15 protein-coding genes are annotated in these 11,790 nt (G+C 67.8%); 1 reads left to right on the top strand and 14 read right to left on the bottom strand.

What is annotated here, in order from left to right:
• Nucleotides 1-37: 37 nt before the first annotated feature.
• The 10 genes from HAV22_RS16100 to HAV22_RS16055 form a co-directional block, all read right to left on the bottom strand.
• Entirely contained in the window at nt 38-487 is a 450-nt protein-coding gene (locus HAV22_RS16100; protein ID WP_166860260.1) for a DUF3306 domain-containing protein, read from the bottom strand.
• A complete protein-coding gene (locus HAV22_RS16095; RefSeq protein ID WP_166860258.1) occupies nt 484-924 on the bottom strand; it encodes a DUF3305 domain-containing protein in 441 nt (146 codons plus the stop codon). Before HAV22_RS16095 ends, HAV22_RS16100 begins: the two co-directional genes overlap by 4 nt.
• Complete coding sequence (locus tag HAV22_RS16090) at nt 921-1,397, bottom strand: hypothetical protein (protein ID WP_166860256.1); 477 nt, start codon at nt 1,395-1,397, stop codon at nt 921-923. The genes HAV22_RS16095 and HAV22_RS16090 overlap by 4 nt, the downstream gene beginning before the upstream one ends.
• A 20-nt stretch (nt 1,398-1,417) precedes the next feature.
• Nucleotides 1,418-1,852: a hypothetical protein gene (locus HAV22_RS16085; protein WP_166860255.1), complete on the bottom strand. Its 435-nt coding sequence runs from the start codon at nt 1,850-1,852 to the stop codon at nt 1,418-1,420.
• 9 nt (nt 1,853-1,861) lie between these two features.
• Entirely contained in the window at nt 1,862-2,971 is a 1,110-nt protein-coding gene (locus HAV22_RS16080) for a formate dehydrogenase subunit gamma (RefSeq protein WP_166860254.1), read from the bottom strand.
• Between the two features lie 12 nt (nt 2,972-2,983).
• Nucleotides 2,984-3,196, bottom strand: a complete 213-nt coding sequence (locus HAV22_RS16075; RefSeq protein WP_166860253.1) for a hypothetical protein — start codon at nt 3,194-3,196, stop codon at nt 2,984-2,986.
• Nucleotides 3,193-3,873, bottom strand: coding sequence for a formate dehydrogenase FDH3 subunit beta (fdh3B, locus tag HAV22_RS16070; protein WP_166860252.1), 681 nt, complete (start codon nt 3,871-3,873; stop codon nt 3,193-3,195). Before fdh3B ends, HAV22_RS16075 begins: the two co-directional genes overlap by 4 nt.
• A 151-nt stretch (nt 3,874-4,024) precedes the next feature.
• Nucleotides 4,025-6,844 (bottom strand): formate dehydrogenase subunit alpha, encoded by a 2,820-nt coding sequence (locus tag HAV22_RS16065; protein WP_166860251.1) that lies wholly within the window; start codon nt 6,842-6,844, stop codon nt 4,025-4,027.
• Between the two features lie 11 nt (nt 6,845-6,855).
• A complete protein-coding gene (locus HAV22_RS16060) occupies nt 6,856-7,071 on the bottom strand; it encodes a formate dehydrogenase (protein WP_166860250.1) in 216 nt (71 codons plus the stop codon).
• Nucleotides 7,068-7,757, bottom strand: a complete 690-nt coding sequence (locus HAV22_RS16055) for a TorD/DmsD family molecular chaperone (RefSeq protein WP_166860249.1) — start codon at nt 7,755-7,757, stop codon at nt 7,068-7,070. Before HAV22_RS16055 ends, HAV22_RS16060 begins: the two co-directional genes overlap by 4 nt.
• Nucleotides 7,758-7,975: 218 nt before the next feature.
• Between HAV22_RS16055 and fnr the strand changes: the two genes are divergently transcribed.
• Nucleotides 7,976-8,743, top strand: a complete 768-nt coding sequence (gene fnr, locus HAV22_RS16050) for a fumarate/nitrate reduction transcriptional regulator Fnr (protein WP_166860248.1) — start codon at nt 7,976-7,978, stop codon at nt 8,741-8,743.
• Between the two features lie 21 nt (nt 8,744-8,764).
• On the opposite strand, the gene HAV22_RS16045 is transcribed toward fnr, so the two are convergent.
• The 4 genes from HAV22_RS16045 to HAV22_RS16030 are packed head-to-tail and all read right to left on the bottom strand — an operon-like array spanning nt 8,765 to nt 11,788.
• Nucleotides 8,765-9,277, bottom strand: coding sequence for a FixH family protein (locus HAV22_RS16045; RefSeq protein WP_166860247.1), 513 nt, complete (start codon nt 9,275-9,277; stop codon nt 8,765-8,767).
• A gap of 27 nt (nt 9,278-9,304) precedes the next feature.
• Complete coding sequence (gene ccoG / locus HAV22_RS16040; protein WP_166860245.1) at nt 9,305-10,687, bottom strand: cytochrome c oxidase accessory protein CcoG; 1,383 nt, start codon at nt 10,685-10,687, stop codon at nt 9,305-9,307.
• Complete coding sequence (gene ccoP / locus HAV22_RS16035; protein ID WP_166860244.1) at nt 10,684-11,625, bottom strand: cytochrome-c oxidase, cbb3-type subunit III; 942 nt, start codon at nt 11,623-11,625, stop codon at nt 10,684-10,686. The genes ccoG and ccoP overlap by 4 nt, the downstream gene beginning before the upstream one ends.
• Nucleotides 11,618-11,788, bottom strand: a complete 171-nt coding sequence (locus HAV22_RS16030; protein ID WP_166860243.1) for a CcoQ/FixQ family Cbb3-type cytochrome c oxidase assembly chaperone — start codon at nt 11,786-11,788, stop codon at nt 11,618-11,620. Before HAV22_RS16030 ends, ccoP begins: the two co-directional genes overlap by 8 nt.
• Between the last annotated feature and the right edge of the window lie 2 nt (nt 11,789-11,790).

Below are 11,790 nucleotides of genomic sequence, written 5' to 3'. Positions count from 1 at the left end.
CGTGTCTCGGTTCAGGTTGTCGTTGCAGGTATCGTGGTCAGGTGGCGTCCGGCGGGTCGCCCGGCGGCGGATCGGGGTCGTCCGTGGCCACGTCGACGGCGCGCCGCAGCACCTGCTTCGCATGCGCAAGCGACGCGAGCATGGCCTCCGACATTGGACTCGGTGCCGTGTAGTCGCCCATGTAGACGTCCAGCCCGTCGATCGTGTTGAAGTGCGGGTCGGCGAAGAGTGTCTTCAGCGCCGTGCGGCGCACGGCAGCGTCGACGCCGCGCGCGACGAACGCGGAGAAATCGGAGTCGTGCGTCAGGCGGGCGACGTCGTCCATCGTCGGCAGCGGGACGGGTGCCGCGGCGGCGGCATCGGCGAGCGCGGGCACGGCCGCGGACGCCGGCTCTTCCGGTATCGGTGCGGTGCCCGTCCGGACTTCCGTCTTGCGGCGCGCCCAGCGGCGCAGAAAGCCTTCGTCCGCCAAGGTAGCCCCCGTCATCCGTGCTGGCGGCCGCGGCGCGGCTTCGGCTGGTAGTGCGCGCGCAGATAGCCGGCGAGCCACGCATAGATCTCGGCCGGCATCGTCACGCCATCGGCGTTCTCGCCGGAGTCGAACATGCGCGTGCCCTCGACGTAGCTGACGGACGCCCGCACGGGCATCGCGCGGCCGTTCTCCATCCGCCACAGCACGAAGACCTTCGATTCGGGGGCCACGCAATTCTCGTAATAGCCCTCGTTCTCGTCCGGATAAAGTTCCAGTTCGAGGCCGGACACGAGGTAGTAGTCGCGCTCCGGCGACTGGCTCAGCACCTGCACCGGCGGCAGATCGCCGCGGTCGGGGACGACGCCCACCGCTTCCCACGCTTCGTCGGCCCAGCGGTGTCGGAGTGTCCGCCGCTGCATCAGCACGGCGATGGGCATCGAGGCCATCTTCATTGGTTGTGCACCTTCGGCGTGCCTTTCTGCACGGTGGGCGGCGTACCCGCCGGCTCGGCCTTCGTGGGGCCGGCTTTCACGTCCATGCTGGGCGGCGCCGTGCCCAGCTTCTCGCTCTTGATGGGGGCGGCGGCACCCGCGGCCGTCAGCTTGCCGTCCGGCTGTCCGGCCGGCGCGGCCGCCTGCGTGGGCGACGCGGCGGCCGCGATGGCGACGGGCGCATGCGTCGTCCAGCCTTGCGCGCCCGCGCGGGCGCGCCAGCGCGCAGCGAGGGCGTCCATCGACGCGCCCAGCTTCTGCTTGTCCTTCGCGGCCTGCGCGTCGGCGGCCGCCTTCTTCGCGGCAGCGGCTTCCTGCTGGGCGGGTGTCGGTGGCGGCAGCGCGGCGTGCGCCGTCGCGGCCGCGCACGCCAGCGCCAGCGTCAAGAGCTTGTTACGCGCCGCATGCGCGCGCTTGTCGTCCGTCCCGTTCATCGTCCGCGTCTCCATCGTCGTCACCGTCCCGGCGCCGCCGCGTGCGACGGATCGTGGTTGACGGCACCCGGCTGCGGCCCGATCTCGGCCGGCGTGGGTGGCGCCGGCTTGCCGTGGTCGCCCGGCTCCACCTGCGTCGTGCCCTGCGTGCCCGCGCCGCTGGGCGGCGTCACGCCCTGGCTTGGGCCCTGGCCCGTCTCACGCACGGCGCCACCGGTCGCGGCGCCGCCCGTGTTGCCGCCGCTGCCGCCCGCGATGCCCGGCGTGCCACCCGCATAGCCGGCGTTCGTCTTCGGGCCGCCGTGCGCGGCCATCACTTGTCCGCTCGTGCCGCCGTCGGCCGTCACCATGCCGGGGAATTTCGTCTTGCGCTGGGCGTTGTCGCCGTGCTGCTTGCACCCTGTGGCGGCCAGCGCCAGCAGCGTCATCGCCAGGATCGTCTTCGTCGTATGCATGTCGCCCCCTCAGTGCGCCGGTCCGGGTCGCGTGCGCGGGCCGGACGGCGGCGCAGGCGGCGGCTGGTCGGGCGGCAGGCGGTCGTCGAACGTGCCGGGCGCGACACCGGCCTTCACTTCGTCGTACCACACGGCGTGGTGCGCCCTGGCCCACGATTCGTCGACGGTCCCGTGGCGCATCGCCTCGTACGCGCCCGGCGTGCCCCACGTGCCGATGTAGATGTGGCCCATCGCCGCGGCGATGTAGAACGTGGCGCCCGCGATGTGCAGGTAGTTCGCCACCTGCAGCACGTAGCGGGTCTGGCCGAACGTCACGAAATCCAGGATCAGGCCGGTGACCGACATCACGAGGCCCAGCAACGTGACGCCCAGCCAGAACCAGGACTTCTCGCCCGCGTTGAAGAACCCGGCCGGCACGTGCTTGTGCGAGACGAGCCCTCCGCCCTGCCTGATCCACTGCCAGTCGATGCGGCGGAACACGTTCCGGTGCAGGAACGTGAAGAACATCAGCACGGAGCACACGATGAACAGCGGGCCCAGGAAGTTGTGCAGGTACTTGAAGACGTAGGCGATGGCCGCGAACACGTCATGCCCGACGAGCGGCAGCAGGAGCTTCTTGCCGAACATGATCACGAGGCCCGTCACGGCGAGGATGATGAACGTGATCGCCGTCGCCCAGTGCACACCGCGTTCCCAGTCCGTGAAGCGGCGGATGCGCCGGCCCGTGTCCGGTTCTTCCACGCGCGCGGGGCCGATGGCGCGGTAAAAGAAGAAGAGCGCCACCAGCACGACGACGAGAATCGTGCCCATCGCGGTGGCGATCGGCCCGTTGCGCCATACGCGCCACTGGTTGCCGCCGCGCTGGACGATCACCGTGCCTTCCGACTTGCCGTACTGGCCGAGGTAGTGGCGGTCGATGTGCACGCGGCCGGACGCTTTCGAACCGAGTCCCGGCTCCGGCGTGTGCGAATCGTGTTCGGCCTGCAGGATCGTCTGTTCCTCCGCGTACGCGGGTTCGGCGCGGTTGTTCGGGACGGCCGCATGCGCGGCGCCGATCAGCCACAACGACACAAAAAGGGTCAACAGCGACGCCAGGAACGATCGTAACGTGAATGACATGGTCGGCTCCTGCTACGGGTTGGCCCGGTTGTATTCGTTCTGATTCATGTTGCGGTTGCTGATCGTGCCCCACCACGACAGCTTGTCGTCGTGGAAGTGCCGGTGCATGGGTCGGTCGTCCTTCTTCCCGGCGTACATGCCGTGCACCCAGTTCGGATGCTGGTCGACTTCGAGGCAGCCCGCGAGCAGGGTCAAAGGCAGGCAGAGGATGATGAGGCGCTTCATGTCGGCAGCCTCCCCTCGTCGTTCTGCGAATCCTTCAGGTTCTGGTTCTCGCGCGGGCCATCGCCTTTCGCCTTGATGTCGCCACCACGCTTCGGCTTGCCGTACGCGATCTTCCAGCCCCACAGCTCCGGTCCGTAGCCGCGCGTCTCCACGCGCTGGCGGTAGATGTCGGCGATGACGGTGGCGTCGCCGGCGATCAGCGCCTTCGTGCCGCACATCTCCGCGCACGCGGGCAGCTTGCCTTCGGCGATGCGGTTGCGGCCGTACTTCTTGAATTCCGCCTCGGACGTGTCGGGCTCCGGACCGCCCGAGCAGAACGTGCACTTGTCCATCTTGCCGCGGTGGTTGAACAGGCCCGTCGCCGGGAATTGCGGCGCGCCGAACGGGCACGCGTAATAGCAGTAGCCGCAGCCGATGCACTGGTCCTTGTCGTGCAGGACGATGCCGTCTTCCGTGTGGTAGATGCAGTTGACGGGGCAGACGGCGAGGCAAGGCGCGTCGCTGCAATGCATGCAGGCGACCGAGATCGAGCGCTCGCCCGGCACGCCGTCGTTGATGGTGACGACGCGGCGACGATTGACGCCCCACGGGGTCTCGTTCTCGTTCTTGCAGGCGGTCACGCAGCCGTTGCAGTCGATGCAGCGTTCCGTGTCGCATATGAACTTCATTCGGGCCATCTCATTCCCCTCCGCTATTCGTTGACGTTCGCGGTGTGCTGGCGTTACCCGTGGGCACGGGGTGCCCACCCTACGGCTGCTGGCGGCGACGCGTATCCTCGTAGGGTGGGCACCCCTGTGCCCACGCGCGGCGTTCGCGACGCGTTGGCCGTCAAGCGCGCACCAGACGGCATAAGGACACCTTCGTTTCCTGCATCATCGTCACGGCGTCGTAGCCGTACGTCCATCCCGTGTTGACGGCCTCGCCGCGCACCGCGGGCGCGCCGCCTTCCGGATAATGCTTTTCCAGGTCCTCGCCCATCCACCAGCCGCCGAAGTGGAACGGCATCCACACGAGCCCCACCGGAACGCGCGGCGTCACCATCGCCATCAGCTTCAGGCGCGCGCCCGTGGGCGTCTCGACCCACATGAATTCGCCCAGCTTCACCCCGATCTGCGCCGCGTCCTCCGGGTTCACTTCGCAGAACATGTTCTGCTGGAGCTCCGCGAGCCACGGGTTCGACCGCGTTTCTTCCCCGCCGCCCTCGTATTCGACGAGGCGGCCCGACGTCATGATCAGCGGGTAGTCTTTCGCGAAATCGACTTCCTGCACGGACTTGTACAAGGTGGGCAGGCGCCAGAACGCGGCCTTGTCGTCGTACGTCGGGTACTTCGCGACGAGGTCGCGGCGCGGCGTGACGAGCGGTTCGCGGTGCGTCGGCACGGGGTCGGGGAAGTTCCACACATTGCAGCGGGCGCGCGCGTTGCCGAACGGCGCGCAGCCGTGGGCGATGACGACACGGATGATCCCGCCCGACAAATCCGTCTTCCAGTTCTTGCCCTCGGCCTGCACCTGCTCTTCCGGCGTCAGCTCGGCCCACCAGCCCAGTTTTTTCAGGAACACGTGGTCGAATTCCGGATACCCGGTGTCGATCTCGGAGTCCTTCGTGAACGAGCCGTCGGCCGCGAGCAGCGGCTCGCCGTTGTGCTCCACGCCCCAGTTGGCGCGGAACGGCAGGCCGCCTTCCGCGACGCTCTTGTGCAGGTCGTACAGGATCGGCGTGCCCGGATGCTTCATCTCCGGTGTACCCCAGCAGGGCCACGGCAAGCCGTAGTAATCGCCCTTGCACGGGCCGGATTCCGCGCGCATCGTCGTCGGGTTGAAGTCGCGCTTGTGCTCCATGTGCAGTTTCAGGCGCTCGGGCGAGCAGCCCGTGTAGCCGATGGTCCAGCACGAGCGGTTGATCTCGCGGAGGATGTCTTCGATGACGGGCTCGTTGTTGACGACCTTGATGTTCTTGACGAGCTGCTCGCCGAAGCCGAGCTTCCGTGCGAACAGATACATGATCTCGTGGTCCGTCTTGCACTCGAACAGCGGCTGGATCACGCGCTCGCGCCATTGGATCGACCGGTTCGACGCCGTCACGGAGCCCTGCGTCTCGAACTGCGACGCGGCCGGCAATAGGTAGACGCCATCGCTCCTGCCGTGCATGGCGGCCGTCATGCTGGGGTAAGGATCGATGACGACCATGAAGTCCAGCTTCTGCATGGCCGCTTTCATGTCGGGCAAACGCGTCTGGCTGTTCGGCGCGTGGCCCCAATAGAACACGGCGCGCAGGTTGGTCGGCTGGTCGACGTACTGGGTGTCCTCGAGGACGGCGTCGAACCAGCGCGACACGGTGATGCCCGGCTTTTCCATCAGCTCCTTCGAGCCGAAGCGCGACTTGATCCAGTCATAATCGACGCCCCACACGGTGGCGAAATGCTTCCACGCGCCTTCCGCGATGCCGTAGTAACCGGGCAGCGAATCGCCATTCGGGCCCACGTCCGTCGCGCCCTGCACGTTGTCGTGGCCGCGGTAGATGTTGGCGCCGCCGCCCTGCACGCCGATATTCCCCAGCGCGAGCTGCAGGATCGACAGCGCACGCACGTTCGCCGTGCCCACGTGGTGCTGCGTGATGCCCATGCACCAGACGACGGACGACGGCTTGTTCGTCGCAAGCATCTCGGCCGCCATGCGCACGGACGCTTCCGGCACGCCCGTCACGTCACTGACTTTATCGGGCGTCCACTTCGCGACTTCCTTGCGCACGTCGTCCATGCCATACGTGCGCGCCGCGATGTACTCCTTGTCTTCCCAGCCGTTATTGAAGATGTGCCACAGCATGCCCCACACGAACGCGATGTCGGTGCCGGGGCGGATGCGCACGTAGTGGTGGGCGAAGCGGGCCGTGCGGGTAAACCTCGGGTCGACGACGATCATCTTCGCGCCCAGCTCCTTCGCATGGAGGAAGTGCAGCATCGAGATCGGGTGCGCCTCGGCCGGGTTCGAGCCGATGAACAGCACGGCCCTGCTGTAGTGGAGGTCGTTGAACGAGTTCGTCATCGCGCCATACCCGTAGGTCTGGGCGACGCCGGCCACCGTCGTCGAGTGGCAGATGCGGGCCTGGTGGTCGCAGTTATTCGAACCCCACATCGACACCCATTTGCGCAGCAGGTACGACTGCTCGTTGTTGTGCTTCGAGCTGCCGATGACCATCAATGCGTCCGGCCCGGATTGCGCGCGCAGCTTCAGCAAGCGGTCGCCGATCTCGTTGATGGCCTGGTCCCACGTGATGCGCTCGTACTTGCCGTTCACGAGCTTCATCGGATAGCGTAGCCGGTGCTCGCCGAAGCCGTGCTCGCGCACGGAGGCGCCCTTCGCGCAGTGGGCGCCCATATTGATCGGCGAGTCGAACGCGGCTTCCTGGCGGATCCACACGCCGTTGCTGACGACGGCTTCCACGGAACAGCCCACGGAGCAGTGGCTGCACACGGTGTGCTTGACCTCCACCTTCGGCTGCGCCGGCGCGGGGTCGGCCGCCGTCGCGGGCTGGATCACGTTCAGCGGCAGGTGGCGCGCGAGGGCGCCCGCGCCGGCCGTCACGCCGGCGCCGACGAGGAAGCGGCGCCGTTTGAGGCCATTGTCACGCGAAGTTTTCACCAGGGTCATCGTGTCCTCCCCTACCAATAAGCCGCAGTGCGGTAGTAGCGCCGGATGTGCTCCGTCTCGTGGTAGCCCTGCGCGTTCTGCGGTTCCGCAGGCGCGACCGGGGCCGGAGCCTCGGTCGCACGCGCACGCGCGGCCGCGACGACGGCCAATGCGCCCAGCGGCGCGGCCTTCAGCAGGCTGCGGCGGGCGGGATCGGGTTGCTTCTCGTTGTCCATGGTGGTCCTCATGCGGCGATCGGGTCGGTCGTATCCAGCACGGCGAAGGCTTGCGCTTCGATCGACAGGAAGGCATCGGCGACGCCGGCGACGACCCGGTAGAAATTGGCGTCGGCAACGCTCGCGACGTCGGCCAGGCACGCGGCGTACCACGGCCGGATGTGCGCCTCGAACAAGGCCTTCTGTACGGCGAGCCCGCGCGGGCGCATGCCGGGTCCGCCCTGGATCAGCACGCGCATCGTCTCGCACAGCGTGCCCAGGTGGTCCTCGAACTCGCCCACGCCCGGCGCGCGCGCGAGGCCCAGACGCGCGAGGTCGTGGCGCAGCGCGGCCAGCGGCGCGTCGTTCAAATGGCCCGTCAGGTAGAACGACGCATACGGGTTCAAGAGCGGCGTGCCCGTGCTGATGAACAGGGCGGAGAATTCGTCGGCGACGAGCGCCGCATCGACGACGGACGCGGCCTGCGTCAGCTTCAGCCACGCGTCCTCGAGGACGAATTCGCCCGCGGCCGCGACGGGGTCGGCGGCGGCCAGCGCCGCCAGCAGCGCGGCGTCCGGCGGGGCCAGCAGCAGGTGCGCGAACAGGCCGTAGAAATCGGCGCGGGCCTGGTCTTCGTCGGCGAGCGGCGCAGGCGTGGCGGCGCCGGTGCCCGCGTCGTCGTGCACTCTGGATGAACCCGTACGCTGCTCGCCCGACATATGTCTCCCGTTGGCAAATCTGCACGGGAAGTGTAATCCTTGACAACGTGGAGGCGCGCACGCTTGACGCCGGTACGGCAGAGCGACCCGGACCGTTGCGGCGGGATCGGCGCACGGGCGCGACACTTTGCCGGCGAATACGGCGCGGATGCTGCGATTTCCCTACTGGCGGCAGGGGAACGGGACTATAATCCACGCACTACCGCGAGGTCCTTGCCATGAATATTCCTGATACCGCAACCGCCGATAAAACGATCAGCATCAACGCGTTGAAGATCAGTTGCTCGGCCTGCAGCATGCACCAGCTGTGCCTGCCGATGGGCCTGGAAGACGCGGACATCGACCGCCTGGACAAGATCATCGGCAAGCGCCGCCGCCTGGAGCGCGACGAGCCGCTGTACAAGATGGGCGAGCCGTTCCGCAACCTGTACGCCGTCCGTTTCGGCCATTTCAAGACGTACCAGATCAATGTGGCCGGCGAGGCGCAGATCACGGGTTTCCAGATGGCGGGCGAACTCCTCGGCATGGACGCCATCAGCGGCGACCGTCACCACTGCGACGCGGTCGCGCTGGAAGACAGCGAGGTGTGCGAGATCCCGTTCGCGCACCTGGAAGACCTGTTCGGCCACGTGCCGACGTTGCTGCGCCACTTCCACCGTATCATGAGCCGCGAGATCACGCGCGAGCAGAACGTCATGCTCCTGCTGGGGAACATGCGCGCGGAGCAGCGCTTCGCCGTGTTCCTGGTGAACCTCTCCGCACGCTACGCGGCGCGCGGCTATTCGCCCACGCGCTTCCAGCTGCGCATGTCGCGCGAGGACATCGGCAACTACCTGGGTCTCACGATCGAAAGCATCAGCCGCCTGCTGTCGCGCTTCAAGAAGCTGGGCCTCGTGCACGTCGACAAGCGCGAGGTCGAGCTGCTGGAACCGGCGCGCCTGAAGGCAATGGCGGCCGGCACCGAGCAATGCAGCCCCATGGCGTAACGCGCCGCTGCGCTTCCCTGCTCAGGGCGCGTCCGCCACGATCGTGAGCGGCGCCGCGCCATCCCACCCTTTTGCCAGGCGCCAGTCGCGCAGCGATCCTTCCACGACCACCTGCCAGTGCGTACGCTCCAGCGCGGGCAGCGCCACGGCGAAGCTGCCGTCCGCCGCCGGACGCACGAACAGGCGCAGGTCGCGCCGCGGCAACGTGGGGTGCGCGAGATAGATCGTGAACGGCGCCACCGGCCCCGCGACCTTCCCTGCCAACCGGCCCGCGAGACGGCCGGAACGCGCGTCATAGTCCGCTTGCAGCGCCATGCCCAGCTTCGTTGCCGTGCGGTCGCGCCGCAAGTCCTGGTTGATGGCCTTGCCCTGCCTGTAGTAGTCGTCGACGACGAGGGCATCCGGATGGCCGACGGCGAGCCACGTCACATAGACGCCGCCGGCCAGCACGGTGGCGGGGCCCAGCATCAGCAGCCACGGCCAGCGGTGGGTGTACCAGGGCCCGGCCCCGGCGGTGGGTGCAGTCGCGTGCATGTCCTTATTCCTTTATCCTAATGTGGTTCAGCGCGGCACGATGAAGACGGCTTTTTCCGTCACGTGCAGCACGGGGTCGTCCTCGGCCGCCACGGCGAACGCCAGCGCGTTCGACCCGGTGTGGGCGGCGCCATGGTCCACGCGCACGCGCACGGGCACGGCGCGGGCGGACGCGCCGGCCAGCTCGACGACGTCTTCGTCGACGACGGTCGCCGTCGGAATGCCTGCAACCCGGATGCGGAACAGGTGTTCGCGTTCGCCCGTGTTCATCAGCTGCAGCCGGTACACGTTCTCGATGCGGCCGCCGTCCACTTCGCGGCCCATGGAGCCGCGGTCGCGGATCACGTCCAGCTTCAGCGGCGTGCGCAGCGCCAGCGCCGTGCTCATGCCCGCCGCCATCAGCAGCAGCACGATGCCATAGCCGATCGTGCGCGGGCGCAGCAGGCGCGCGCGGATCTGCTTGGGGTTCCAGCGGCCGGCCAGCGCATTCTCTGTCGCGTAGCGGATCAGGCCCTGCGGCTTGCCCACCTTGTCCATCACGGTGTCGCACGCATCGACGCAGGCGGCGCAGCCGATGCATTCGTACTGCAGGCCGTTGCGGATGTCGATGCCGGTGGGGCAGACCTGCACGCACAGCGAGCAGTCGATGCAGTCGCCGCGCGTGCCGTCGCGGGCCGCGCGGCGCGGTTCGCCGCGCGCCCCGTCGTAGCTGACGATCAGCGTGTCGTGGTCGAACATCGCGCTCTGGAAGCGGGCGTACGGGCACATGTACTTGCACACCTGCTCGCGCATCCAGCCCGCGTTGCCGTACGTGGCGAAGCTGTAGAACAGCACCCAGAACGTTTCCCACGGGCCGAGCCCCAGGTGCGCCACCGCGTCACCCAGCGCGCGAATCGGCGTGAAGTAGCCGACGAACGTGAAGCCCGTCCACAGCGCAACGGCACCCCACGCGAGGTGCTTCGCGGTGCGCCGCGCGACTTTCTGCGCCGTCCACGGCTGGCGATCGAGGCGGATGCGCGCGCTGCGATCGCCTTCGATGCGGCGTTCGATCCACAGGAAGATCTCCGTGTACACCGTCTGCGGGCACGCATAGCCGCACCACACGCGCCCCGCCACGGCCGTCACGAGGAACAGGCCATAGGCGCAGATGATCAGCAAGCCCGCGAGATAGATGAAATCCTGCGGCCACAGCACGAGGCCGAACAGGTGGAACTTGCGTGCGCCGAGATCGAACAGCACGGCCTGGCGGCCATGCATGGAGAGCCACGGCAGGCCGTAGAACAGGGCCTGCGTGAGCCAGACGCAGGCCCACCGCAGCGTGGCGAACCGTCCTTTCACCTCGCGCGGGTGGATGGCCTCGCGCCTGGCGTACATCTTGATGACGGCTTCCTTCGGCGCACGCGCATTCATTTCGCCGCTACCTCATGTTGCGCGCCGGGCGTGTTGGACAGGCTCCACACGTAGGCGGCCAGCACCTGCACCTTACCCTCGCCGAGGAATTCGCCCCAAGCCGGCATCGTGTTGTTGCGGCCCTTGCGGATGGTTTCCATCACGGTCTCCGGGCTGCCGCCGTACAGCCACACCTTGTCCGTCAGGTTCGGCGAGCCGATCATCTGGTTGCCGTGCGCGTCGGCGCCGTGACAGGCGGCGCACGCCGCGAATTTCGACTTGCCGTAGGCGACCTTGATCGGGTCGGCCGGCGCGCCCGACAGGCTCAATACGTAGTGGGCGACGTTCTCGACGTCCGTATCGGACCCGAGCGCCGCGCCCATCGGCGGCATCACGCCGTTGCGGCCCTTCATGATCGTTTCCTTGATCACGGACGGGTCGCCGCCGTACAGCCAGTCGTTGTCGGTCAGGTTCGGGTACCCCTTGTTGCCGCGGGCATCGGAGCCGTGGCATTGCGCGCAGTACGTGAGGAACAGGCGCTCGCCGATGGCGCGGGCCTGCGGATCGGCCGCGACGTCCTTCAGGTCGCGCTTCAGGTATTGCGCGAACAGGGGACCGTAGTCCGCGTCGGCTTTCGCCAGCTCCTGCTTGTAGGCGCCCGCCGATTGCCAGCCGAGGCGGCCGGCATGGCTGCCGAGGCCCGGATACAGGATCAGGTAGCCCACGGCGAACACGATGGTGAGATAGAACATGATCATCCACCAGCGCGGCATCGGCGTGTTCAGCTCCGTCAGGTCCTCGTCCCACACGTGGCCCGTCGTCTTTTCCGGCTGGCCCCTGTCGTCCAGGCGCACCTTGTGGCGCGACTGCGACCACAGCAGGATCGCGCAGCCGGCGATGCCCAGCACCGTGATCAGGGTGACGTACCAGTTCCAGAAACCGCTCGTGAAGTCAGACATAATCGTCCTCCACGTCGTCGTCCGCGAAGGGCAGCGCGGCGGTGGCGGCGAAGTCCCGCTCGTCGCGCAGCAGATAAGTCCACCCGAGGATGCCGAGGAAGGTCGCGAAGCTCACGATCGTCATCACGCGGCTCGCGTCGTCGAAAATGTGTTCGATGGCCATGT

Origin of the sequence: Telluria antibiotica, from assembly GCF_011682055.1 — a bacterium.
Taxonomy (GTDB): Bacteria; Pseudomonadota; Gammaproteobacteria; order Burkholderiales; family Burkholderiaceae_D; genus Telluria; species Telluria antibiotica.
The sequence above is the reverse complement of the archived record's forward strand: the minus strand, read 5'-3'. Positions and strand labels throughout refer to the sequence as shown.